Annotated in this window: 25 protein-coding genes; 13 read left to right on the forward strand and 12 right to left on the reverse strand. The window is 34.7% G+C overall.

What is annotated here, in order from left to right; translation table 11 throughout:
* Window positions 1-14: 14 nt before the first annotated feature.
* From CIB95_RS01455 to CIB95_RS01465, 3 genes are read right to left on the reverse strand one after another with little or no spacing between them, the layout of a single operon-like run.
* Window positions 15-743, reverse strand: coding sequence for a GDSL-type esterase/lipase family protein (locus tag CIB95_RS01455; RefSeq protein ID WP_158217540.1), 729 nt, complete (start codon window positions 741-743; stop codon window positions 15-17).
* Complete coding sequence (locus CIB95_RS01460) at window positions 715-3,795, reverse strand: efflux RND transporter permease subunit (protein ID WP_094920868.1); 3,081 nt, start codon at window positions 3,793-3,795, stop codon at window positions 715-717. Before CIB95_RS01460 ends, CIB95_RS01455 begins: the two co-directional genes overlap by 29 nt.
* Before the next feature lie 6 nt (window positions 3,796-3,801).
* Entirely contained in the window at window positions 3,802-5,001 is a 1,200-nt protein-coding gene (locus tag CIB95_RS01465) for an efflux RND transporter periplasmic adaptor subunit (protein ID WP_094920871.1), read from the reverse strand.
* A gap of 245 nt (window positions 5,002-5,246) precedes the next feature.
* Here CIB95_RS01465 and spxA point away from each other — a divergent pair, with 245 nt between their 5' ends.
* Window positions 5,247-5,642 carry a transcriptional regulator SpxA gene (gene spxA, locus CIB95_RS01470; protein ID WP_094920873.1) on the forward strand — a complete coding sequence of 132 codons (396 nt, stop codon included), beginning with the start codon at window positions 5,247-5,249 and terminating at the stop codon, window positions 5,640-5,642.
* A gap of 73 nt (window positions 5,643-5,715) precedes the next feature.
* On the opposite strand, the gene CIB95_RS01475 is transcribed toward spxA, so the two are convergent.
* Entirely contained in the window at window positions 5,716-6,375 is a 660-nt protein-coding gene (locus CIB95_RS01475; RefSeq protein ID WP_198949143.1) for a TerC family protein, read from the reverse strand.
* 226 nt (window positions 6,376-6,601) lie between these two features.
* Here CIB95_RS01475 and mecA point away from each other — a divergent pair, with 226 nt between their 5' ends.
* The 6 genes from mecA (at window position 6,602) to pepF (ending at window position 14,295) form a co-directional block, all read left to right on the forward strand.
* Complete coding sequence (gene mecA / locus CIB95_RS01480; RefSeq protein WP_094920875.1) at window positions 6,602-7,297, forward strand: adaptor protein MecA; 696 nt, start codon at window positions 6,602-6,604, stop codon at window positions 7,295-7,297.
* Window positions 7,298-7,364: 67 nt separating this feature from the next.
* Window positions 7,365-8,897: a cardiolipin synthase gene (cls, locus tag CIB95_RS01485; protein WP_094920877.1), complete on the forward strand. Its 1,533-nt coding sequence runs from the start codon at window positions 7,365-7,367 to the stop codon at window positions 8,895-8,897.
* Between the two features lie 181 nt (window positions 8,898-9,078).
* Window positions 9,079-9,603, forward strand: coding sequence for an RNA polymerase sigma factor (locus CIB95_RS01490; RefSeq protein ID WP_094920880.1), 525 nt, complete (start codon window positions 9,079-9,081; stop codon window positions 9,601-9,603).
* On the forward strand, window positions 9,584-11,062 hold the full coding sequence (locus tag CIB95_RS01495; RefSeq protein WP_094920882.1) for a COG1470 family protein: 1,479 nt from the start codon (window positions 9,584-9,586) through the stop codon (window positions 11,060-11,062). The genes CIB95_RS01490 and CIB95_RS01495 overlap by 20 nt, the downstream gene beginning before the upstream one ends.
* A 169-nt stretch (window positions 11,063-11,231) precedes the next feature.
* Complete coding sequence (locus CIB95_RS01500) at window positions 11,232-12,371, forward strand: competence protein CoiA (RefSeq protein ID WP_233143889.1); 1,140 nt, start codon at window positions 11,232-11,234, stop codon at window positions 12,369-12,371.
* 103 nt (window positions 12,372-12,474) lie between these two features.
* Window positions 12,475-14,295: an oligoendopeptidase F gene (pepF, locus tag CIB95_RS01505; RefSeq protein WP_094920888.1), complete on the forward strand. Its 1,821-nt coding sequence runs from the start codon at window positions 12,475-12,477 to the stop codon at window positions 14,293-14,295.
* 36 nt (window positions 14,296-14,331) lie between these two features.
* On the opposite strand, the gene CIB95_RS16010 is transcribed toward pepF, so the two are convergent.
* The 4 genes from CIB95_RS16010 to CIB95_RS01525 all read right to left on the reverse strand — a co-directional run bounded on the left by CIB95_RS16010 (window position 14,332) and on the right by CIB95_RS01525 (window position 16,567).
* On the reverse strand, window positions 14,332-14,526 hold the full coding sequence (locus CIB95_RS16010) for a hypothetical protein (protein WP_142296446.1): 195 nt from the start codon (window positions 14,524-14,526) through the stop codon (window positions 14,332-14,334).
* Between the two features lie 70 nt (window positions 14,527-14,596).
* Window positions 14,597-15,514, reverse strand: a complete 918-nt coding sequence (locus tag CIB95_RS01515; RefSeq protein WP_094920891.1) for a ClpXP adapter SpxH family protein — start codon at window positions 15,512-15,514, stop codon at window positions 14,597-14,599.
* A 17-nt stretch (window positions 15,515-15,531) separates the two neighbouring features.
* Window positions 15,532-15,909: a globin domain-containing protein gene (locus CIB95_RS01520; RefSeq protein WP_094920894.1), complete on the reverse strand. Its 378-nt coding sequence runs from the start codon at window positions 15,907-15,909 to the stop codon at window positions 15,532-15,534.
* Window positions 15,910-15,976: 67 nt separating this feature from the next.
* On the reverse strand, window positions 15,977-16,567 hold the full coding sequence (locus CIB95_RS01525) for a CYTH domain-containing protein (RefSeq protein WP_094920897.1): 591 nt from the start codon (window positions 16,565-16,567) through the stop codon (window positions 15,977-15,979).
* Window positions 16,568-16,691: 124 nt separating this feature from the next.
* Between CIB95_RS01525 and CIB95_RS01530 the strand changes: the two genes are divergently transcribed.
* The 4 genes from CIB95_RS01530 to CIB95_RS01545 are packed head-to-tail and all read left to right on the forward strand — an operon-like array spanning window position 16,692 to window position 19,447.
* Entirely contained in the window at window positions 16,692-17,096 is a 405-nt protein-coding gene (locus CIB95_RS01530) for a UPF0738 family protein (RefSeq protein ID WP_142296447.1), read from the forward strand.
* A gap of 12 nt (window positions 17,097-17,108) precedes the next feature.
* Window positions 17,109-17,723, forward strand: coding sequence for a GTP pyrophosphokinase (locus CIB95_RS01535; RefSeq protein ID WP_269844956.1), 615 nt, complete (start codon window positions 17,109-17,111; stop codon window positions 17,721-17,723).
* A gap of 32 nt (window positions 17,724-17,755) precedes the next feature.
* Complete coding sequence (locus tag CIB95_RS01540) at window positions 17,756-18,553, forward strand: NAD kinase (RefSeq protein WP_094920905.1); 798 nt, start codon at window positions 17,756-17,758, stop codon at window positions 18,551-18,553.
* The gene (locus CIB95_RS01545; protein ID WP_094920908.1) at window positions 18,554-19,447 is read left to right on the forward strand and encodes an RluA family pseudouridine synthase; all 894 of its coding nucleotides are present in this window, start codon (window positions 18,554-18,556) and stop codon (window positions 19,445-19,447) included.
* Between the two features lie 32 nt (window positions 19,448-19,479).
* On the opposite strand, the gene prpE is transcribed toward CIB95_RS01545, so the two are convergent.
* Both prpE and CIB95_RS01555 read right to left on the reverse strand, forming a co-directional pair.
* The gene (gene prpE, locus CIB95_RS01550) at window positions 19,480-20,223 is read right to left on the reverse strand and encodes a bis(5'-nucleosyl)-tetraphosphatase PrpE (RefSeq protein WP_094920911.1); all 744 of its coding nucleotides are present in this window, start codon (window positions 20,221-20,223) and stop codon (window positions 19,480-19,482) included.
* Window positions 20,224-20,269: 46 nt separating this feature from the next.
* Window positions 20,270-21,421, reverse strand: a complete 1,152-nt coding sequence (locus tag CIB95_RS01555) for an FtsW/RodA/SpoVE family cell cycle protein (RefSeq protein WP_094920913.1) — start codon at window positions 21,419-21,421, stop codon at window positions 20,270-20,272.
* 192 nt (window positions 21,422-21,613) lie between these two features.
* On the opposite strand from CIB95_RS01555, the gene fabI reads away from it, so the two are divergent.
* Both fabI and CIB95_RS01565 read left to right on the forward strand, forming a co-directional pair.
* The gene (gene fabI / locus CIB95_RS01560; protein ID WP_094922112.1) at window positions 21,614-22,387 is read left to right on the forward strand and encodes an enoyl-ACP reductase FabI; all 774 of its coding nucleotides are present in this window, start codon (window positions 21,614-21,616) and stop codon (window positions 22,385-22,387) included.
* A 266-nt stretch (window positions 22,388-22,653) separates the two neighbouring features.
* Window positions 22,654-23,106 (forward strand): CotO family spore coat protein, encoded by a 453-nt coding sequence (locus tag CIB95_RS01565; protein WP_094920916.1) that lies wholly within the window; start codon window positions 22,654-22,656, stop codon window positions 23,104-23,106.
* A gap of 33 nt (window positions 23,107-23,139) precedes the next feature.
* Here the strand turns inward: CIB95_RS01565 and CIB95_RS01570 are convergent, their stop codons facing one another.
* Window positions 23,140-23,580 (reverse strand): CotY/CotZ family spore coat protein, encoded by a 441-nt coding sequence (locus CIB95_RS01570; RefSeq protein ID WP_094920918.1) that lies wholly within the window; start codon window positions 23,578-23,580, stop codon window positions 23,140-23,142.
* Window positions 23,581-23,712: 132 nt separating this feature from the next.
* Window positions 23,713-24,174, reverse strand: a complete 462-nt coding sequence (locus tag CIB95_RS01575) for a CotY/CotZ family spore coat protein (protein ID WP_094920921.1) — start codon at window positions 24,172-24,174, stop codon at window positions 23,713-23,715.
* Between the last annotated feature and the right edge of the window lie 56 nt (window positions 24,175-24,230).

The following is a 24,230-nucleotide window of genomic DNA, read 5'->3' on the forward strand; positions in this document are numbered from 1 at the left end:
TAAGAGAGTATATGTTATTCTGTTGAGCTATACGTCTGGATTAATTTGGCAGTAATTTTTTGATACCCAAGATCATTCGGGTGAATGTCATCTTTTGAAATATGAGTTAACGCTTTTGCATTGTTTAAAAAGACATCATATGGGTTTAATAAGTGTGAATTACTTTCTTTAGTAACTGTAGATAACAGATCATTATACAAAGGAACAATTGTTTCAGCTATATCATAATACGTATGATTTTCAGGGTAAGGATTATACAATCCAATGTAGTAGATCTCGCAAGTACTATTTATACTTCGTAAGAGCGCGTGGATGTTGTTTAATTCTTTTTCCAAATCCACGAGCCTTTGTTTAGCGTTAGCTAATGTAGTTTGATCGGACCTTATTAATTGTAAAAAATCATTTCCACCAATCGTTACAGTGATAAGATTACTCATAGCTATTTTTTCCTGAAGCCCTTTGGAATTATGAATATTCGCTAAAAATCCGGCACTAGTTAATCCAGGTATTCCGTGGTTTTCTACGTCGACAGAAAACCCCTTTTCTTCTCTTAAATATTTTACAAAGGAAGGTACAAAAGCACCGATTCGCAAGTAATTGACTTCTGAAGCACCTAATCCAGCAGTTAGTGAATCACCGATTGCAATGTACTTTATTTGTGGTTCAGAAAAAGAGACTTTTTCATTGGAAAGAAATAAACAAAGAATGAGCAGGTTAACGGTAACTAGTTTGAATATCTTCATCGGTAGCGCCCCCATTTCCTTCTTTTTTTGAAGCAAATAGATGATAAACAACCGGAATGAAAATTAGAGTAATGAATGTAGCAAATCCTAATCCAAAAATAATGACGATAGCCATTGGTTGTTGTATTTCTGTTCCTTCTCCAAACCCTAATGAAAGAGGAATTAAACCTAGTATTGTAGTTAAAGCTGTCATTAAAATTGGTCGCAATCGTTTTGGACTTGCAGTAAGAATTGCTTCAATGCTGGAAGCACCACTTTTTCTTTCTTCATTAATAGAATCAACCAAAACGATGGCATTGTTCACTACAACACCAGTTAAAATTAACACACCAATTAAAGAGCCAACACTAAATGGTGTAAACGTAATAAATTGACCAATAATGATACCGATTATAGTTAAAGGCACAGAAAACATAATAATAAATGGAAACTTAAATGATTCAAACTGACCAGCCATCACCATATAAACTAGAACAACTGCAAGTAGCAATGCCATTGATAATTTAAAGAAAGCGTCGTTCATTTGCTCGTCTTGTCCGCCAAAAGATAATTTATATCCGCTTGGGAGAAGTGGTTTCACTTTGCTAGTTAAGCCTTCCTCAATCTCTTCCATCACCGAACCTAAGTCTCGATTTAAAAGCTGTCCAGTAATTGTAATTTGTCTTAAACGATCCGTTCGTGTTATTTGAACAGGGCCCTTTTCTTGCTTAATTGTAGCTACTGCATGGATCGGTACAGTTATGCCTAATGGTGAGGAGATTAATAAATCTTCAACATCATCGATAGTCATTGTTTCAGTGTTTTCAAGCGTAAGAATAATATTTAACTCATTACCATTTCTAGCAAGCTTACTAACCGCAATTCCATTTGTAGCTTCATTAATGATTTGTGCAATTTGTCCTGTTCCAATTCCATATTGAGCAGCTTTGTCACGATCAATTGAAACAGATATTTGTGGTGCTCCATCATCAAATGAAGAGCGTACTTCTCTAACTCCTTCAATTGAAGAAATTACTTTTATAGCTTCTTCAGATATTATTTTCATTGTTGGTAAGTCACTACCAACAAGTTTTATTGAAATTGGATCACCAGAGAAGTTAGAATCACCAGCTGATATTTCCACTTCTAAATTTGGAATTTTTGCAGTTTCCTTGCGTAAGTATTCACCAATTTCTATATCTGACATGTTTCGTTCATTAATAGGTTTTAACAAGATGCTGAAGTTTGCGCGATTCGTTTCTGAACCAGCTCGTACGGAGAAGTTATTAGATCCTCCTACAGTAGCATAAGCCAATTCAATTTCAGGCATGTTGTCTAAGAGTAATTGTACTTCTTCAGTTACTTCCAAAGTTTCCGAAAGAGATGAACCTGCTGGAAGTTTGAGTACTAAATTCATAAAACTTTGATCTTGTGCAGGTAAAAACTCTCTGCCAATAAATGGTGTTAAACTTAATGTTATTACTAGTAAAGTTGTAGTAATAATAATTGTTTTCTTCGTGTTTTTTAAAGAGAGTCTCAGTAATAAACTGTAAACTTTAAGTAGTTTATTAAAATAAAGTTGAAACTTAGACTCCTTTGTCGTCGTCTTAATTAATAGAGAGGAAAGGAGCGGCACAATTATTAGTGCTGTAAATAAAGAAGCTATCAGTGAAAAAGAAATAACTAAAGCTAAAGGTTTAAAGAGTTGCGCGGCTAAACCATCGACAAATACGATTGGTAGAAAAACAACTACTGTCGTAATTGTTGAGGCTATAATTGCAGGCCCAACCTCTTTCGTACCTTGAATTGCTGCCTCTTTTAATGGTTTACCTTGTTGTCTTAATCGGAATATATTTTCTAAAATTACTATGGAATTATCGACCATCATACCAATTCCTAAGGCTAAACCACCTAGAGTTAGTAGGTTAATCGTTAATCCATAAAAATACATGAAAATAAATGTCGTTAAGATGGAAACAGGTATCGACAGCCCAATAATAAACGTACTCCGCCAGTCTCTTAAAAATAAATATAAAATTGCACCAGCTAGAATGCTACCAATGATCATGTTCCAAGTAACAGCAGAGATAGACTTTTTAATGAACATACTTTGATCAAAAATGGTTTTAATTTCTACGCCTTCGGGTAACTGTTTATTAAGAAGCTCTAGTTTTTCTGCAATTCGATTACTAACTTGAACAGTGTTGGCCTCAGATTGTTTTAAGATTGACAATCCAACACTAGGAACACCATTAAGAAAACTTTTTTGACTTCCAGAAGATAATGTTTCTTTAACAACAACAATTTTTTCTAACGGGACTGTACCAGATGCAGTAGGAATAGGTAATGTTTTGATATCATTTAACGATTGAAACGTACCAATAATCCTTACAGGAAACGTACTACCAGCATCTTCAATAATGCCGCCAGGGACAGTTATGTTTTCGCTTTGAATAATTTGTTTCAATTGTTGAACTGTAATTCCATACGAAGCAAGAGTGCTTGGGTTATAGCTTAGTTGAATTTCCCTTTCCACTCCACCTTCCACTGATATGGAAGCCACACCTTCGACAGAATCGAGCAACGGCTTTATATCATATTCAGCAATTTTTTTGGCTTCTTCAACATTTCCGTTTTCTGTGCTAAGAGCGAGTTGAACGATTGGAAAATCACTCGGATCAAAACGAAGAACTCTAGGAGCAGCAACTCCTTGTGGGAGAAAGTCTCGCACAGAATCAAGTTTTTCGCGCATTTTTAAAGCAGCAAAGTCCATATCCGTTCCCCAATTGTAGGAAACTATGATTAAAGAGCCTCCCGTTCTTGAGATGGATGATATGCTTTCAACATTAGGTACAGTCCCTAAAATGTTCTCTAGAGGAGCAGTAACAAGTTGTTCAATCTCTTCAGGACCGGCATTTTCATAAGTAACTGCAACTACGGCAACAGGAAATGTTAAATCTGGGAATAAGTCAATAGGGATGCTTTTTACAGAAACACTACCGATGATTAACATGAAAATAATGACCATGGCCATTGCTATTGGACGAACGACAGCTAACTTTGCTAAATTCATCGGTTATCACTCATTTCTAACTTGAATTGAAGCGTTGTTTGTTAGTCTTTCCTTGCCATTAGTGATGACTAACTGACCATTCGTTAAGCCAGCTAAAATTTGAACAAGGTCACCGCTTCTAAAACCAAGCGTAACTTTTTGTTTTATTGCTTTGTTATCTTCTGCGATGTATACAAATGTTTCATCATTATCGTAAATAATTGCATCGGCAGAAATTACTAACGCATGTTGGATTTCATCAATAGTTAAATTTGCAGTCGCTTTCATTCCACCTTTTATTAAACTATCACTGTTAGCAAGAGGTATTTGAATTTGAAATGCATTCGTTCTAACGTCTGCTGTAGGTGAAACAGTTGTGACTTTGCCAGAGAACATTTCATTTACACCTTCAAAAGAAACGGTTGCTGGCATGCCTTGTGCTACTTTAGAAATTTGAAAACTATTAAGTTGAAAAGTTGCATATATAGGATCTATTTGAATGATTATTGCTAAAGGTGAGTTTGGTAGTGCAACACCGTTTTCAAAAACATTTACTTCAGAAATGTACCCTGATATTGGTGCTTTAATAGTCATATTTTCTAATAGTAATTCTGCTTGCTTTAGCTTTTGTTTTGCTTCCAGTAATTGCGCTTCTAATTGATACATTGAAACGCCAGTACCTTGTTGTAAGAGAGCTGCTGCTTGCGCAACTTGAGCTTGTTTTAACGAAACTTCTAACGTGCTCTGAGCTAAGTCTAATGCGGTAACTGCACCTGTCTCTAAGCCTTCAAGCAATGCTTGGGAACGTTTTAAAGCTTCATTTAGCTCTTGTTGTAGTTGTTCAAATTGCTGGAGTGCCTGCTCGCCTCTTGAGGAATCTGTTGCATTGACGAGTTGCTCTAGTTGAATGACGGACTTTTTAGCTAAATCATATTGCTCCTGAGCCGCTTCTTTATTTAACGTAATTAAAGTGTCGTCTTTAGACACTTTGTCGCCGACCTTAATGGAAACGGTCTCAACTAGTGACGGGGTTTGTGTAATGATCGGATAAATGACTCCTGGAGTAGCTAGACCCGTAAGTTCAATAGTTTCGGACAATTCTTTTTTTTCTACTTTCATAACATCAACAGGAATCACTTGCTTATCTATTTTTTCGCTAGTAATTTCCTTTGAGCTACAGCTAATTAGAAAAGAAGTAAAAAATAATAAGAAAATTAGTTTTTTCAATTTTACTCACCTCTAGAAAAATGTATCATTCATTGCTAAATGATACAAAGATTATGCACCAAAAGTACTACATATTTAGTAGTAGACCTATTTATTTTGTACAATTTTTAGCATATGTGGGAAATCCCCTATTCATTCACTACAATCTATTGTATAATGAGTATAAGTTATTTAATTAAAATTATTTTAATTTAATTATTAAAATAAAATATATATCTAATCTTGATGAGGAGTGAGAAAACTGTATGGTAACCTTATATACTTCTCCTAGTTGTACATCATGTCGTAAGGCTAAAGCATGGTTAGAAGAACACAATATTTCTTATAAAGAACGTAACATTTTCTCTGAACCACTATCGATTGAGGAAACGAAAGAAATACTTCGTATGACTGAGGATGGAACAGATGAAATAATCTCAACTCGATCTAAAACATTTCAAGAGTTGAATGTAAATTTAGAAAGTATGCCGCTTCAAGAGCTGTATAAACTAATCAATAAAAATCCTGGTTTACTTCGTCGCCCAATTTTAATCGATGAAAAACGCTTGCAAGTTGGTTATAACGAAGACGAAATTCGTCGTTTCCTTCCAAGAAAGGTTCGTACATTCCAATTACTTGAAGCACAAAGACTTGCAAATTAATTTCGAATGAATAAAAAAAACAACCGTCTACCTTTATTGGTAGGCGGTTGTTTTAATACCTCTTTAATTGAAGTTAGGCAGCTTTCATTTTATTAACTAAGTACCCAGCTATTAGTGTACCGATAATAATTAACGATTGTAACGAGTATGAAAGGACACTGTTTTCAAATATGTAATGTAGTTTTTCTTCATGGACAATCATTTTCGCGGCAGTGAAAGCTAAAATCGCAGAACCTGCATATACTAATAATGGAAAGCGTTCTAATCCGTATAAAATGATTTTACTTCCCCAGATAATGATTGGAACCGAGAATAATAAACCGAAGATTACTAAGTAAATATTATTATCTGCTGCACCGGCTACAGCAAGGACATTATCAAATGCCATTACGATATCAGCGAATACAATTGTTTTTATGGCAGCTGCTATCGTCGTACCACCTTTAATGTTTGCTTCATCCTCTTGGTCTACTAAAAGCTTATATGCTATGTAGATTAACAATAGTCCACCTACTAAACGTAAGTAAGGGATCATTAATAAGTAAACTGCAATAATAGTTAGGAAAATACGAACAATAATTGCAAGACCTGTTCCGAATAGAATAGCTTTATTTCGCTGATCTTCAGGTAAATTACGGCTAGCCAAAGCAATAACGATTGCATTATCTCCACCGAGGACGATGTCAATCGCAATGATAGTAAATAAGGCTATCAAAAATTCTGTTTCAAACAATGGATTAGTTCCTCCTTATGTAATTAAGGTGTCTATAGCTTTCCGAATTATAAGTTAAATAGTAGTACAAGTCAAGAAATGGCCTCTTTCAAAAAATAGATAATTCATTTATTTCCATTCTGTTTTGTTTTATCATAAAATAGGAACAAGTAGCAGATGAATGCAATTAGATGTAATCGAATTCTCTTCTGTAACAAATACAAAATGAGGAAGGGAGCGAGAAGAGATGGAAATAGAACGCATTAACGATAATACAGTTAAATTTTATATTTCTTATGGTGATATTGAAGAGCGTGGCTTTGATCGCGAAGAAATATGGCAAAATAGAGAAAGAGGAGAAGAACTCTTTTGGGAAATGATGGATGAGGTAAATGAAGAAGAAGAATTTACTGTCGAAGGTCCGTTATGGATACAAGTGCAAGCATTAGAAAAAGGCTTAGAAATGACCGTGACAAGGGCAACACTTTCTGAAGATGGTTCGAAAATAGAAGTACCTTTAGATGGTGATAAGCAAATAGATGTTCCAGTTCATGAAAAAATAGAATCGCTGCTTGATAAACAGTTTGGTAATCAAGATGACGATGATGACTTGGATCATGAGGAATCTGACCTTGAAGATGAGGAAGAAATGTTACAATTTTTACTTTCTTTTCAAGATTTCGAAGATGTACTTTCCTTAAGTGAACAAGTTTCGGTGAAGAGTGAGGAAGTAGAGAACAATTTATATGTGATGGATAATATTTATTATTTAGATATCACTTTTCAGGAAACGATGCCAGCTAAACTACAAGATGATATATTAAGTCAAATGCTTGAATATGGAGTAGAGACATCTGTAACTATCCATCTCGTCCAAGAGTATGGAAAGTTATTAATTGCTGGTGATGCATTATCGGAATTAAAAGGACATTTCTCAAAATAAATATAAAGCCGATTTCTGTTGGAAGTCGGTTTTTTTACATTTATTATAGTAAGGGTTGATTTTCCTGATGAAAAACTACATAAAAATAATTATTTTTACAGTAGGTATCATAACAGTCATGCTTTTCGTTGAAGATGAATGGCATATCGGTAACTGGGTGCTTAGTTCTTTTAGTGTTTTATTCTCTTTATCCGCTTTTTTCATTAGTATTGTCATATTCTTTGAAAATCGAAATCCTGCAAAAACATTAACTTGGCTGATCGTTTTAGCGGTTTTCCCTGTTGTCGGTTTCTTTTTTTACCTTCTATTTGGGCGGAACTTCAGAAAGAAAAGACTTTTCCGCAAAAAGGGTATGATCGATGAGGAAGCATTTTCAATGATTGTCGGTGATAAAAAAATTACAGATGAAAAAGTTAAAGGTTTGGATGACGTCGAGAAAAAAGTTATCCATTTAGCGAACAATCTATCAAAAAGTCCGGTTACATTTAATACATATACTTCCGTTTTAACAAATGGGAAAGAGACGTATGAAGAAATTTTTGAGGCGATTAGAATTGCAAAGGATCATATTCATCTAGAATATTATATTGTTCGTGACGATGAAGTTGGAATTCGCTTAAAAGAAGCTCTAATTCTAAAAGCACGTGAAGGAGTGAAAGTTCGTTTCTTATATGATGCTGTTGGTTCTTGGAAACTATCTCAAAGTTATTTGAATGAGTTAGTGGCTAATGGAGTTGAGATGGTAGCATTTTCTCCAGTAAAGCTTCCGATTATTACACATAAAGCTAATTTTAGAAACCACCGAAAAATAATAGTGATCGATGGGTACATCGGCTTTGTAGGTGGACTTAATATAGGTAAGGAATATTTAGGAAAAGATGCCAACTTTGGTTTTTGGCGTGATACGCATTTGTTGTTAAAAGGAGAAGGCGTTCGTACACTGCAGATAATTTTCTTACAAGACTGGTATTATATGACTGGCCATATGAATTTAACGGAACGCTATATAAAAGGAAACAATACTGAAAAAGGTAGTGAAAACGATCAACAAATAGGTGGTGTTCAATTAATTGCAGGTGGTCCAGATAGTGAGTGGGACACGATAAAAGACTTGTTTTTTGCAATGATTGTTTCTGCGAGGAAATCAATATCGATTTGTACCCCTTATTTCATCCCAGACGATGACATTTTTTCTGCCTTAAAAATAGCTGCCTTGAGTGGAATTAGAGTAAATGTTATTGTTCCAGCTCGTCCTGATAAGCGTACTGTCTTTTATGCTTCACGCTCCTATTTTCCTGAACTTCTCGAAGCGGGGGTAAATATTTACGAATACAACAAAGGTTTTTTACATAGTAAAATAATTATTGTAGACGATCAACTTGCATCGATAGGGACAGCTAATATGGACATGAGAAGCTTCCATTTAAACTTTGAAGTAAATGCTTTCTTATATAAAACAGAAAGTATAGAAACATTAGTGAAGGATTTCAAAAATGACCTTACAAACTCGCAAAAATTAGAGTTGGATAAGTTTTCATATCGTCCATATTGGATGAGGCTGATCGAATCGCTTGCAAGATTATTATCCCCATTGTTGTAAAAATAGAAAAATCTAGGAAATAATCTAAAAATATTCTAATATAAAAGTACCTGTAACTTAAAGCACTTGTTCAAAGTGCTTTTTTTTTATAAAAAATTTAAGTTAAGTGAAAGATTTGAAGTTTACATACGTCTAATAGTTAGAACATGATAGCCAAGTACAGATAAAGGGGGAGAAAGATTTGGAGAGGATTTCTTCATGGTTTGAAAATTATAGTGATGATATCTATCATTACCTCGTCTATTATACCGGTAGAAAAGATGTTGAGGATCTAGTTCAAGAAGTGTTTATAAAAGCAATGAAAGGAATTGATGGGTATAAAGGAAGTTCTTCACCAAAGACATGGTTAATTTCCATTGCCAGAAATACGGCAATTACTGAAATAAGAAAACAGAAAGTATTGCGTTTTGTACCTTTTGCTGAGGGGATAGAGATAAAGGATGAACGAAAAATCAATCCTGAAATAATCTCGGAAGAAAAAGAAACATACGCTAGCTTATTACGTGCTATATCGAAACTGAGAAAGCCATATCGAGATGTCATTTTATTAAGAAAGATTAGTGAACTTAATGTAGAAGAAACGGCAGCTGTTTTAGGGTGGAAGGTTGAAAAAGTAAATCTTACACTACATCGTGCTCTAAAAGCGTTAGAAAAGGAATTAAGTACGAAAAATGGAGGCGATCATTTTGAAGAAAGCTTGGGATAATAAGAAGATAGATCACTTATTTAAACAACTACCAAAACAGACGATGAGTGATGGTAATAAACAAAAGATTAGTAATCACTTAGAAAGCCTATATGAGAATAGTAGTGCCAAAAAACTTTCTTTTCGTGTATGGATTACCCGGAGTACGCTTACAGCTTTCACGATAATGGCTTTATTTTTCTTTCTTTTCACAACAGAAGGGAAGGACTTAACTAATCAATTATTCACTAAATATATAACGACAAATGAAAATATCGGACAGCAAGAAGACCCAACACTTGCAACAAATGATGATGAATTACTTTTTATTGAAGAAAAAGATGGGTTGGAGTATAAGGTAATTCTAAATAATACAACTTTCAACGAAGGGGAAGAAATTGAGGTAGACGTAACAGTCACGAACGTTAGTAATAGTGATATATCGTATGTCTCAGGTAGTTCCTCTTGCCCTACTACTGGAATAAATATTACGATTGAGCACAAAAGTGGAAAACGGTTATTGAAAGTAGCAAAACATGCCGAAGATAGAGTTTGTACAGATGATGTGAATTTCAGTATTTTAAAACCTGGTGAAACTAGAACATTACAAGAAACGTTTATAACGCAGTATGAAAACGGTAACTCTAGTAATATACAAGCTGGAGAATATATGGTTAACGTCGGTTTCTTCACAAAAGTAAATACTATTTTTACATTCCCAATCACAATAACAACTTCTACCACTGAAGTGGGAGTAAACGAGTTAGAAGCGATAGTTCTTGCAAAAGATCAAAAAGAAATCATAGAGTGGATGAATATTGAAGACCGGACTTTATTAGCAGTTATAACCGAGGATGGAACGACATATTACTCATTAAATACGCAAAAAAATGAGTGGAACAAAGTAGAAGGTGAACTAAAAGTTAATCCAGAGCATTTAGTGAATGCCTTTGCGACTTATTTTGCTGAAGATGCGTATTGGATTATAACTTTTAATCAAGCGACGAGTCCCTATTTAGAGATGAAAGTGAAAATTGACGCTTATACTAGTGAGATTTTGGAAATTTGGGAAGCATCTGAAGAAAGCTTAACTACTGAAGCTGATGAGCAAGGATTCCTTTACCTGGAAGATATACTAAAGTCATTTGAAACACATGGAATTGGCCCCCTCCAACATTGGGTAAACGACGGTTCTGAAGAAGAATCAATAATTGCGAAAAAATATTCTAATACAAAATCAGTCACGTACTATATTCAGGATGAGATTGTTTTTCACTTATATGTGTGTGAATCGATCGAGGAAAGAAAGAAAGTTTATGAAGAATTTAAAGGCGAATTTAAAATGAAGTCATTTATTCATGGAACGATGATTATCGACAATGTGCTCATCTTTTTCCAAGGGTATCAAAAAAGAGGACTTTACGAAAGAGAATGGCCAGTTCGTTTAAAACAAGTTGATAGAGACCTAAGCAATCGATAGATTGTAAGAACGATCTCAAAGTAGGTGCATTTAGTAGCACCACCTTTTGAGGTCGTTATGTTTTATTTAATTTAGTTTTGGGTAGCTAACAAGAAAAGGGGGGTCTGTCCTGTTAGTTGCCAAACTAGGAAATGGAAAGCAATTATCATTAGCAGAAGTTGACGAGCAAATAAAAGCACAATTAAAAGGAAAGAAGAAAAGTTTTTACTGCCCAATCTGCGAAGAGCGTTTACTATTAAAAGCTGGAAATAAACGGAGATGGCATTTTGCCCACCAAAAGAATAGTTCCTGTCTTGTAGAGCAAGAAGCGGAAACGGAGTACCATCTGAACGGGAAAATTTTATTATATCAATGGTTAAAAAAGCAATATCGACAAGTCTATTTAGAATATTACATTCGTTCAATTAAACAACGTCCTGACATATTAGTTCAAACGGAAGACGGTCCTGTAGCGATTGAGTTTCAATGTTCAAACATTCCAGAAAGCCACTTAATAAAAAGAACCGAAATGTACAATCAACGAAACATCAAACCTCTTTGGATCCTTGGGAGCAAAAGATTAAAAAGGAAGAAAAACTATTTCCAGCTAACAGCGATGGACTGGCTTACAGTACAATTCAACACAAAACCATTCGTCGTTTATTTTAATCCTACTAATAAGCAATTTACATTACTCCATTCGTTATCACCTTTTTCTGAAGGGAAAGTATTTGCAGGTAATATGAACATGAAATTGCATCACACATCATTACAACAACTTATACACCCTTTAATAAAAATGGAGAGGGTTTCTGATGCTTGGTTTAATGAAAAGAGAAAATGGCGTTTATCGTGCCATTATGAAAATAAGAAAGCAGCACATTTTATCCGCAATGAACTGCAAAAGAAGCGATTGCACTTATGTTACATTCCTTCAGTTTGCGGTGTGCCTCATAACTTTACCTATTTAATTAAAACACCAACAGTATACTGGCAAACTTGGATTTTCTTGAAATTTCTATATAAAAAAGAAAAATATACAACATTTGATAGTAGAGAAATTATTAATTCTTTTGCCCATTGTGCAAAAGTACAAAAATTTTCAGTAAGAAGATTTCCATGTATTTCAGGAAAATACAAGTATTTTGCACAGGCAATACATGCATATTTACAATTACTTTGTAATTTAAATTATTTAAGAAAAAAATCGAAACACACTTATATAATTATGAATGAAATTACACCAACAACCTCAAACTATGAAGCGATAGGGAAGGACAAAAGCATTGTAAAGAAAATAAATCAATTCAACAATAAAGCAAATAATTAGAATTCTTTCCAAGAAATTAGTAAAATAGAAAGGTAATCCAATATTCTTATCGAATTAAGTAAATTGGATATTAAATGTAAATTAATTTTTGGGGGTGCGGTAATTGTCTCAGGAAAATAAAGTAAAAGCTTTACCGAAACGAGAGGAAACAAAAGTCGAAGATACTTGGAGACTAGAAGATATATTTGCAACGGATGAAACTTGGGAAAAAGAATTTACAGAAGTAAAAGCTCTAATTCCAGAAATGGAATCTTTCTCTGGTAAACTTGGTGATTCATCAGAAATGCTTTATAAAGTCTTAAAAGCACAAGATGAAATTTCTAATCGACTAGGAAAGTTATATACATATGCACATATGCGTTATGACCAAGATACAACGAATTCTTTTTATCAAGGGTTAAATGATCGAGCTATGAGCCTTTATACGCAAGTGAGTAGTGCACTTTCTTATATTGTGCCAGAAATATTATCTATTCCAGAAGATAAGCTACAATCTTTCTTAAAAGAAAATGAAGAGCTTAGTCTATATAAACAATCATTAGACGAAATTAATCGTCAACGTCCACACGTATTATCTGCTTCTGAAGAAGCGTTATTAGCACAAGCTGGCGAAGTATTAGGAAGCTCAAGCAATACGTTTGGTATGTTAAACAATGCAGACATGAAATTCCCGACTGTGAAAGATGAAAATGGGGAAGAAGTTGAAGTGACACACGGTCGTTATATTCGCTTTTTAGAAAGTGAAGATCGTCGTGTAAGAGAAGATGGCTTTAAAGCAGTCTATAGTACGTATGATAAATTCAAAAACACGTTTGCTAGTACGCTAAGTGGAACTGTAAAAAAAGATAACTTTTATGCGAAAGTAAGAAATTATTCTTCAGCTCGCGAAGCGGCATTAAGTGGAAATAATATTCCTGAAACGGTTTACGATAACTTAGTTTCAACGATTAATGACCATTTACACTTACTACATCGTTACATTGCACTTCGTAAAAAAATGTTAGGTGTCGATGAATTGCATATGTACGATCTTTATACGCCATTAATTAAAGATGTAAAAATGGAAGTGTCTTATGAAGAAGCAAAAGACCTTATTTTAAAGGGACTTGAGCCGTTAGGGAAAGAATACAATGAAATTTTAGCTGAAGGTTTTGAAAACCGTTGGGTAGATGTTCATGAAAATGTTGGTAAACGTAGTGGAGCATATTCTTCAGGGACTTATGGCACAAATCCATACATCTTAATGAATTGGCAGGATAATGTAAATAATTTATTTACATTAGCACATGAATTTGGACATTCCGTACACAGTTATTACACACGTAAATCTCAGCCGTATCCATACGGAAATTACTCTATTTTCGTAGCGGAAGTTGCTTCAACATGTAATGAAGCATTATTAAACGACTACTTGTTGAAAGTAACTGATGATAAAAAGAAAAAGCTCTACCTTCTAAATCACTACTTAGAAGCATTCCGCGGAACAGTTTTCCGTCAAACAATGTTTGCTGAGTTTGAACATTTAATTCATGAAAAAGCACAAAATGGGGAAGCATTAACGCCAGATTTATTAACAGAAACGTACTATGATTTAAATGTGAAGTACTTTGGTAAAGATGATATCCATATTGATAAAGAAATTGGTTTAGAGTGGTCTCGTATTCCACACTTCTATTACAATTATTATGTGTATCAATATGCGACTGGCTTCAGCGCTGCTGCGGCATTATCGAAGCAAATCTTAGAAGAAGGTGAACCAGCAGTAACTCGCTACATTGACTTCTTAAAAGCTGGTAGCTCTGACTACCCAATTGAAGTTTTAAAGAAAGCTGGAGTAGATATGACTTCTGCTGAACCGATTAAGCAAGCGTTAACGGTATTTGAAGATACGTTAAATGAAATGGAGAAGTTATTAGCAGAATAAAAATAAGGTCATGCCGCATCTGCGGTATGACCTTTGTTAGTTTTTAAAACCTTTAAATTGCTTTGAACGACTAGGACGATTTCCTTGTAATCCTAATTGAATAGTAAATAGAATTGCTAAAAATAATGCTGGTCCAGCAATATATATTGGCATAAGCTGCATCAAGCTTAACAAATAAAAAATAAAGCATACAGTAACAATGGCGACGAATAATAAAAGGTAAATAAACATTGAACCACTCCTTTTATAAAGGTGTCTTCCATAGTATCTATATGCTTGTGTAAGCAATAATAATCACTATTTATTTGCTTTTGCCTATATATCTCCAAAACGTACCGTGTTTCATTGGAACAAGTTCCACGATTTGCTTTAGCATATATTTCTTCATTTTTTTATCCATTTCCTCACAGGAAACATTGTAAACTGTCGATAACTCTTTCGTTGCAACAAATTGGAATCGCTCCATGAAGGCTTGTATAGTAGGTGGTTTTGCCGCCACTAATGTTTCAGGAACCATTTCTTGTAATATTTGTACGTAAATATTGTAATCATAATAGCCAGTTACTTTAACACCTTCATCTTCAATACGTTCATTGAAGAAAACTAATGTTGGATTCTCTTCTACTTCCATTTCCTTCGTAATTTCTACATCACATTTTAATGCTTTTTGCGCCGACTTAGAATGTAAATCAATTAAAAATTCCTCGCGGTCTAGACCTGCCTCATCAGCACATTGAGCTAGTACTTCCTCATCTGTAACATTTTGCTTTTGTAAAAATAATAATTCACGGAGCTTTCTTAAAAACATTACGCCGTGTCTTTTCCCTTGAAGTTCAGCGGCTTTAATTGCGATTGAAGCCATAAATAAAGATGAAAGTGGTGCTTCTTTCCATATGTCCCCATCACAAGACATACCGGAACGGCTAGCAGCTTTTTCCCATATTTGAGCTAAATCAGTAACATTCGTTTTCATTGGCTTATTTAAACTCGTTAAGTTCCCGCTTAACACATAACGAATGGTTAAGTATTGCCCATACTCAATTAATAGTTTTTTCAAGATAGGCTCTAATCCCCAACATTCTGGACATAAGGGGTCAATAAATACGTATATTTCTACTCGCTTTTTTGGGTTAGGAGTAACATTTTTCGTGGTGTACTCAACAGGACCACAATATCCAGCTGTTTGGTCACAGTTTGTTTGATCATTTTGTAACGTCAATGTTATTCTCCCCTTTCTTACTGCCTATCTGGTTGATTAATCATATGTTCAGCAGTTGTTGTAAGTCGTTGAAAAATTGCACTACGCCACGTTTCATCTAACTCTATATCATTTAGAGCAGCTTCCATACATGATAACCAAGCTTTTGCTCGTTTAGGTGTAATTTCAAAAGGCATATGTCTTGCGCGTAGCATTGGGTGGCCATGTTCCATTGAGAATAGGGGCTCACCACCTAAAAACTGAGTTAAAAATTGCACTTGCTTTCTTTTTGTCTCAGTTAGGTCATCAGGGAATATTGGCTTTAACTCTGGATGCAATGCAACGTATTCATAAAAATGGTGAACGAGTGCTTTTACAGTTTTCTCTCCACCAATTTCTTCAAACGGTGTTTTCATAAAGTAGTACCCTTTCTTTGTGTATCTATATCTATTTTAGCAATAGTTAAAATAGAGTGGCAAATAATTAGATTGACGATTGTTGTTTCTTCTTCTCTGTAAAAAAGCGAATGATTTTATTATCTGTATTGCGGACAGGAATATGATAACTATTTAATAGTGCTAAAAAGAGACTATTCCCGATTTCTCTGTCTTCTACCTCATATTCAAGTTCAAAGTCTTCTTTATTTAAATACATACTATGGTCGAGAAATAATTTTCCTTCTTTATAAGGGAAAGAGACCCGGTTGGTTTTCAAATTACCTAATAAAGTGAGAGAATCTGTAGCAATGCCAATTTGTTTAATCACTTCATTCACCGCACCGTTGGGGATTCGGCCAATCTTCTTAATGACATCAAATTCTTCAATTGATATACGTTGATTAGTCTCTAATACACCTGCTTTAACTGGCTGCTTTAATGTCAATGTATAGTAACCGTTCTTTTCGCGTACTCGCAAGGCGGACTTCGCTTGCATTAACGAAAAATCTTGTGTGTCTAAGTAATAATTTATTTGAGTATATATATCATTTGTATCTATTGAAAATTCTTGTAGTAATTGCAAATACTCTTGATTGGTAAGCATGTTTTTAAATTCTATTTCAAGCTGTTGGCTCATTATTTAGAGCTCCTTCCATCCGTGCGATTACTTTTATTATTACAGATATCTGTAGTGTTCTCAATTTAAATGCAATGGGACATATGGTAAACTAAACGTAACGAACAACATTTAGGGGGAACATATGATGAAAAAGCGCTTAGACGTTATTAATTCTAGCGTTGAAGAAAACAAGTTGAAATTAATGATTGAAGATTCTTTAACTCCTAGTGATGCAAAGCAATTACATGCGACAGGTAGTATGTTAGTTGACTCAGATCATTTAGCACTAATTTACATACTAGAAAACGATACTGACTTTGTTTATTTAGCGATAGGAAATGACCATTGGGAAAAATTATCTTCAGCGATAGATGAAGAGTTAATTATTGAACTTCATATACAAACAACAAATGATGAACTACATAAGATTGAATTAGAAAATATTACGGCTGAATTTGCTTACTTAAAAGATAACATTGCTGATAATGCAAATTATGGTGAAGAAATGGTTAATAAGTTTTCGGAAGTCTTTTTACCTCAAAAGTAGTGGCGGTGATTTATTATGGAGAATTGGGATCTTTTTCTAGCACCATATCAACAAGTTGTAGAAGAATTAAAAGTAAAGCTAAAAGTAATGCGAGAGCAATTCGATAACCTTTCGGATCATTCACCGATTGAGTTTGTAACTGGTAGAGTGAAACCGATTCCGAGTATACTAATTAAGGCAAAAGAAAAAGGCTTAAATGCCGATAATTATCACGAAATTCAAGATCTTGCTGGCTTACGTATCATGTGTCAATTTGTTGATGACATTTACACCGTAATTGAACTCCTAAGAGGAAGAAGCGATTTTGAAATCGTTGAAGAGCGGGATTACATTTCACGGAATAAAGTAAGTGGTTATCGGTCTTATCATGTCGTTATTTCATATCCTGTTGAGACAATCAATGGGCAGGTAAAAGTGTTAGCTGAAATTCAAGTGCGTACACTTGCAATGAACTTTTGGGCGACGATTGAACATTCGATTAATTATAAATACAGTGGACAAATACCTGAAAACATTCATGCTCGTTTGCGCAGAGCAGCTGAAGCTTCTGCTCGTTTAGATGAGGAAATGTCTAATATTCGCGAGGAAATACAAGAAGCACAAAAAATCTTTCATCGAAAGAAATAAATTTACGCCTATTCCTAATTGAGGTGGATAATATGAAATTTGCAATTGAATCTAGAGGCGATCGTTTATCAGATACATTAAAGCATAAAATGAAAGCTTATTTAACAGATTTCGAATTAACTTATGATGATGAAACACCTGATATTGTAGTTTCAATTGGTGGAGATGGAACGCTACTTCACGCTTTTCACCGTTACCAACATAGATTAAGTGAAACAGCATTTGTTGGGATGCATACAGGCCATTTAGGTTTTTATGCGGATTGGGTTCCTGAAGAGGTAGAGAAATTAGTTATTCATATTGCAAAAACGCCAATCCAACATATTGAGTACCCGTTAATTGAAGTAATTGTACGCTATAGTGATGAGAAAAAAGAAGAACGTTTTTTAGCAATGAATGAATGTACAGTTAAAGCTGTAGAAGGCTCGCTTGTCTTGGACGTAAACATTAAAGGGGAGCGCTTTGAAACATTCCGAGGAGATGGCCTATGTTTGTCAACGCCTTCTGGAAGTACAGCATATAATAAAGCTTTAGGTGGGGCAATTCTTCATCCATCGCTAGAAGCATTCCAAATAGCTGAAATGGCATCCATAAATAACCGAGTGTTTCGAACAATTGGGTCACCATTAATTTTACCGAAACATCATACTTGCTTATTAAGACCTTTAAAAGAGATGGAATTTCAAATTACAATTGATCACTTATCAGGTTTTCATGACAATGTTAGTTCCATTCAATGTCGAGTAGCAGAGGAAAAAGTACGATTTGCTCGTTTCCGTCCATTTCCATTTTGGAAACGTGTCCGTGATGCCTTTGTTGCGGAGGATTAAATGAGCATTTCCTTCTCTTGGAAAATTAAGCAAAAGTACGATGGAATGCTCGTTAGAGAATTTTTGCGTTCGAAAGTCGAACTTTCAAGAAGAGCGTTAATTGACTTAAAGTTTAATGGTGGTCAGATAGCTGTAAACGGGAAAGAAGTTAGTGTCCGTCATACATTAGTTACAAATGATGAATTATCGATTTTCTTTCCTGATGAAAAAAGAAGTGAAATATTATTAGCGGAACGTCTTCCTTTACACATTGTTTATGAAGATGATCATGTATTAATTATTAATAAAGAGTCAAACATGTCTACGATTCCTTCAAAGGAACATCCAACTAGTTCTTTAGCAAATGGTCTAATTCATTACTATAATGAAAATGGATATAGCTATGCAGTCCATATTGTAACGAGGCTTGACCGAGATACATCGGGATTATTGTTAGTTGCTAAACATCGCTTTGCCCACCATCTACTTTCGCTACAACAAAAAGATGGTGATGTGAATAGAACTTACTCTGCAATTCTTCATGGTTTTTTATCAGAAGAGTCTGGAATGGTTGATTTACCAATTGGACGCCATCCTGATAGCATCATTGAAAGAACAATTCGTGAAGATGGGAAGCATGCACTTACTAATTATGAGGTCGTCGAGAGAACTACCAAGAAAACTTTAGTAAAGCTGAGGCTTGAAACGGGGAGGACTCATCAAATTAGAGTGCATATGGCAGCGATAGGTCATCCATTAATCGGTGACACCTTATATGGAGGTAAGCGAGATGGAATAGACAGACAAGCATTGCACTGTTGTAACCTATCGTTTATCCATCCATTTACTAAAGAAAAGATGACTTTTGAAAGCGATCTGCCCAAAGATATGACAGTACTTTGGCAAACGCCATAAATTATAAATAGCCGTGTAGCTAAGCTACGCGGCTATTTTTTGCACTCTTCAAATGATTGAAATTTACTTTCAACATGTGGCATGCTTGATGGCACAGATACGACTTCCATTTCGGGATATTTAAGCGCAGATAATTTCCCTCCAAATACACAACCTGTATCAATATTAGCTGTATTATTACAAAAGCGGACATTGGAGACCGGTGTATGACCATAGATAACGAGAGCATCACCGTCATACTGTTTAGCCCAATCACGTCTGACAGGACGACCATCAGGTAGTGTTTCTCCTGTTATATCTCCGTAAAGGACAAAGGTTCGTACCTTTTTATCTGTTCTGCCAATATAATCTCGTTTAATACCTGCATGAGCAACGACTAGTTTTCCTTCGTCAAGTTGTAAATACAATGGCGCATTTTCAAACAGCATTCGGAACTCTTTATTTATTTGCGATTGTTCGTTTTCACCAAGTGCTTCATATTCTGCAACCGTAGTTTCAAGACCATGCTTTACTTGTACTTTTCGTCCAAGGAAAAAGCGATATAATTTATCGCAATGGTTACCTGGAGTGTAATGAGCCCGTCCTTGCTTCACCAATTGAATAACTGTATTAGCAACAGCTAATGATTTTGGCCCACGATCCGTTAAGTCCCCAACAAAAACTAACTTTCGCTTCGAGTGAAGTGGTATCCCACTATCCCAGCTGTAGCCTAATTTTTTTGTGAGTGCTTGAAATTCTTCAAAACAACCGTGTATATCGCCGATAACATCATACATACAATTCCTCCAAAATGAAGTTGATATGCCTAGTATATCTAGTTGTCTAATCGAACATGTATGTTCGCTTTCTAGATCTAACATTTAATATTAAGCCGATAGCAATCATGTATGTTAATAACGAACTTCCGCCGTAGGATATGAATGGTAAAGGGATACCTGTAATAGGTAACAAACGAATTGTCATCCCGACATTTTGAAAGACTTGAAATGTTAACATCCCGATAACCCCAGCACATAAATAACTGCCAAATGGATCATGACTTTCAAGACCAACATGAATCATACGGTAAATTAAGATGAAAAATAAGGAAATGACGATACTGCCTCCGATAAAACCAAATTCTTCTCCAATGACGGCAAAGATAAAATCAGTATGTGCCTCTGGGATTGGTACAACGCCTTCGTTATACCCACGTCCGAATAACATCCCAGATCCATTTGCTTGTATAGATTTTATTGTTTGATAGCCTATGTTACTCGGATCTTCATATGGATCCAACCATGCGTAAAATCGATTTAACTGATAGTCCTCTAGAGGAAACCAACTTGGAATATAAAGGTATATATAAACTAATGTAGAAATAAATAAAACGATTGTTCCAAGGAATCCAAATAAAAACCTCCAGCGAATGCCTGATACAAGAATCATTGTAATAATAATTGCTGTTAGTACCATCGCAGTACCTAAGTCTGGTTGTTTCATCACTAATGCTAGAGGGAACGATGAAGCTAGCAATATTTTTCCGAAAAGGAGAAAATCATCTTGCACCGTTTTTTCTTCATAGATTTCATGATGTTTCACAATAATTGTACTTAACGTAATTATTAAAAAGATTTTCATAAATTCCGACGGTTGAATGTCTCCGATACCAGGAACTTCATACCAACTAAAGGCACCGTTTCTTGCGATGGCTCCAGGAACACGTAATTCTAAACCAATTAATAATAGTAGCCCTAGTCCATATAAATACCAATTAATCATTTTATAGCGATCATAATCTAGTAGCATTGTTCCAACAATGGCAATCGAACCAATCGCATACCACATAAGCTGTTTAGCAACAAAGTTAATTCCTTGTAAATCAGCACTAAGTGGAGCACTATTTATAGATATAATGCTTACACAAAGCATTAAAAACATAATAAAGAGTAATACGTAGTCAATTTGTTGTAAAGTAGATAAATCTTTCTTCATTAGTGAAATCCTCTCTAGTTAAATCGTTAGTTTTATCTTATCAAATATGGAGTAAAAGAAACATCATAATAGATAGAAATCGCTAATAATATTTCCATGAAAGAAATGGACAAATGGATTGAGTATGTTATAATAGTTATTAGTACCAGGTACTAATAACTTGTTTTAAAAGTCAAGGAGGCCATTATCATGATGCCATTATCATTAGAAAACCGTACGTATGTAATTATGGGAGTAGCAAATAAACGTAGTATCGCTTGGGGAATTGCTCAATCATTACACAAAGCAGGTGCAAAGTTAATCTTCACTTATGCTGGTGAACGTCTTGAGAAAAACGTAAGAGACTTAGCAGATACACTGGATCCAAGCTCACTAGTCTTACCTTGTGATATTACAAATGATGAAGAAATTGACAAATGTTTTGCAGAGATTAAAGAAGCGGTTGGAACAATTCATGGAATTGCTCATTGTATCGCATTTGCGAAAAAAGAAGAGTTGCAAGGTGACTATATGAACACAACTCGTGATGGATTCTTATTAGCACATAATATTAGTGCATATTCATTAACTGCAGTTGCTAAAGTTGCGAAAGATTTAATGACTGAAGGTGGAAGCATTGTAACACTTACATATTTAGGTGGCGAACGTGTTGTTCAAAACTATAATGTGATGGGTGTAGCTAAAGCGTCACTTGATGCAAGTGTAAAATATTTAGCAAATGATTTAGGGAAAGATGGAATTCGTGTCAATGCAATTTCAGCTGGACCAATTCGTACGTTGTCAGCTAAAGGAGTTTCAGACTTCAACTCTATTCTTAAAGAAATTGAAGAAAGAGCACCTTTACGCAGAGCTACTACTCAAGAAGAAGTTGGCGATACAGCTTTATTCTTAATGAGTGACTTATCTAGAGGATTAACTGGTGAAATGTTACATGTAGATAGTGGTTATAGTATAATCGCTCGATAATAAAAGCTAAAAGTCTTTCTTCTGCCAAGTGAACTTGGTGGAAGGGAGGCTTTTTTATTACAGAAAAGATCATTGATATTAAATAATAATTTAAGTAGTAACTTCAAGCTTAACCATTATCAAGGTCTCCTTTATTAACTATAAAAACATTTAACAAATTTCTATTTTACGTAGGATAAATGTTAAAGTCATAGCATAAAAATGAATAACAACCTTTTAAAAAATATTTCATTCATATATATAAGAAGTAATAAAGGAGGTTAATTATGAACAAGCATAAAAAGAAGAAAGCACCTAAACCACTACTTTATATTGATCAACCAGATTATGATAACTATGATCAACAATCAGATGATTATGTCATCTCGCCAATTGAGGAAAGTGAGAAAAATAATAACCATAGAAAAATGGAAAAAGCTCAGCAGCGAACGGCTGATAATGAAGCAAAACCTGCAAAGAAAGTAGATCAAGTAAAAAGTAAACGTTCTAATAAAAAGAGTTTTAAAGAAATGTCGATTGAAGAAAAGGTAGATTTTATTATAAATTTACCGCAGCAACTACCTCGATTAACGGCTGAAATTGAGACAGAAGAAGCGAAAGTTCGCGGTTTAATTTATGAAAAGAGTGAAAATATTATTAAAGTCCGGACTTACCAAGCGCCTTATAAAGCAGAAATAAACCTTGAAGATATTATTGCGATCACTATCGTAAGTTTATAGGCAAAAAAAATAGGCTTATATAAAGCCTATTTTTTATGTTCTAACGAGTGAAGGTTTTAGGCATTGAATAGCACAAAAGCACGATAAATCTACTTCAATACAATTTTTCGTCTTTTCTAAGTGTTCTAACTTACAAGCCCCGATTAGAGAAATACAACAATCATCTTTACCAGTTAACTCTGCAACTCTTAAAGGATTATTTGTATTTTCAAACGGTTTTAATACTTGTAATGTCGCACAACACCCTCTAATTTCTTCTACTCGGAACCAAATACTAACAAAGCAATCTTCTCCAACGTCGCCAAAAGCATGAAACGGGGAACCGTCACTATTGCTTAGGACAAATGGAATTGTATCTCCTTCAACACCTGTTGGAGCAAGTAAGTTATCAAAACAACTAGTTTTACAATTCTCAACAGCGTCTTGGGCATCTTTAATTGCTTCGACTGCGTCAAGTACACATTTATTACTCATAATAACCTCCTTATGGGTGGGCATTTCTATTCTCTACTAACATATGAGACATTTGTCTATTATGTGTATACTTTTTCATAAAAAAAGAGGTCAAAATTGACCTCAATTAGGAAGTAATCTAGTTCATACCTTTTACCTTACTAATCTAGGATCCAAGCATTGAATTGCGCAAAAACAAGTTAGATCAACTTCAACACACTGATCTGTTTTTACTAAATCCTTCATCTTGCATTGCCCTTCTAATGAAATGCAGCATTCATCTTTACCTACTAAATCGCTTATATCGAGTGGAGCCTTACCTTTAAAAGGCCTTAAAACACGCAACGTAGCACATTTTCCTCTAATTTCTTCTACTCGAAACCATATGCTAGCAAAACAAGAACTTCTGCCAACATTTCCTAACGCATAAAATGGAGAACCATCATTATTCCTTAAAGTAAATGGAATTGTGTCTCCTCTAACGAGTTCAGGTGATAAAAGGTTACTAAAACAGCTTGATGGACAGTCTTCAATTGCGTCTTGGGCATCTAAGATTGCATTTAAAGCATCTTTGATACAGCCACTAGATAGTTTTTTGTTCTTTCCACAGCCCATATTATATTTAGCCTCCTTCCCTATAAGTGCAATTCTTTTAATAAGATATTAACCCA

The sequence above is a fragment of the Lottiidibacillus patelloidae genome (assembly GCF_002262935.1).
GTDB lineage: Bacteria > Bacillota > Bacilli > Bacillales > SA5d-4 > Lottiidibacillus > Lottiidibacillus patelloidae.

Bases quoted from the DNA above. Each gene is read 5' to 3' on its own strand.
- CIB95_RS01455 (WP_158217540.1), bottom strand. From the start codon at position 743: ATGAAGATATTCAAACTAGTTACCGTTAACCTGCTCATTCTTTGTTTA.
- CIB95_RS01460 (WP_094920868.1), bottom strand. From the start codon at position 3,795: ATGAATTTAGCAAAGTTAGCTGTCGTTCGTCCAATAGCAATGGCCATG.
- spxA (WP_094920873.1), top strand. From the start codon at position 5,247: ATGGTAACCTTATATACTTCTCCTAGTTGTACATCATGTCGTAAGGCT.
- mecA (WP_094920875.1), top strand. From the start codon at position 6,602: ATGGAAATAGAACGCATTAACGATAATACAGTTAAATTTTATATTTCT.
- cls (WP_094920877.1), top strand. From the start codon at position 7,365: ATGAAAAACTACATAAAAATAATTATTTTTACAGTAGGTATCATAACA.
- CIB95_RS16010 (WP_142296446.1), bottom strand. From the start codon at position 14,526: ATGTTTATTTACCTTTTATTATTCGTCGCCATTGTTACTGTATGCTTT.
- CIB95_RS01520 (WP_094920894.1), bottom strand. From the start codon at position 15,909: ATGAAAACACCGTTTGAAGAAATTGGTGGAGAGAAAACTGTAAAAGCA.
- CIB95_RS01525 (WP_094920897.1), bottom strand. From the start codon at position 16,567: ATGAGCCAACAGCTTGAAATAGAATTTAAAAACATGCTTACCAATCAA.
- CIB95_RS01530 (WP_142296447.1), top strand. From the start codon at position 16,692: ATGATGAAAAAGCGCTTAGACGTTATTAATTCTAGCGTTGAAGAAAAC.
- CIB95_RS01540 (WP_094920905.1), top strand. From the start codon at position 17,756: ATGAAATTTGCAATTGAATCTAGAGGCGATCGTTTATCAGATACATTA.
- CIB95_RS01545 (WP_094920908.1), top strand. From the start codon at position 18,554: ATGAGCATTTCCTTCTCTTGGAAAATTAAGCAAAAGTACGATGGAATG.
- prpE (WP_094920911.1), bottom strand. From the start codon at position 20,223: ATGTATGATGTTATCGGCGATATACACGGTTGTTTTGAAGAATTTCAA.
- CIB95_RS01555 (WP_094920913.1), bottom strand. From the start codon at position 21,421: ATGAAGAAAGATTTATCTACTTTACAACAAATTGACTACGTATTACTC.
- fabI (WP_094922112.1), top strand. From the start codon at position 21,614: ATGCCATTATCATTAGAAAACCGTACGTATGTAATTATGGGAGTAGCA.
- CIB95_RS01565 (WP_094920916.1), top strand. From the start codon at position 22,654: ATGAACAAGCATAAAAAGAAGAAAGCACCTAAACCACTACTTTATATT.
- CIB95_RS01570 (WP_094920918.1), bottom strand. From the start codon at position 23,580: ATGAGTAATAAATGTGTACTTGACGCAGTCGAAGCAATTAAAGATGCC.
- CIB95_RS01575 (WP_094920921.1), bottom strand. From the start codon at position 24,174: ATGGGCTGTGGAAAGAACAAAAAACTATCTAGTGGCTGTATCAAAGAT.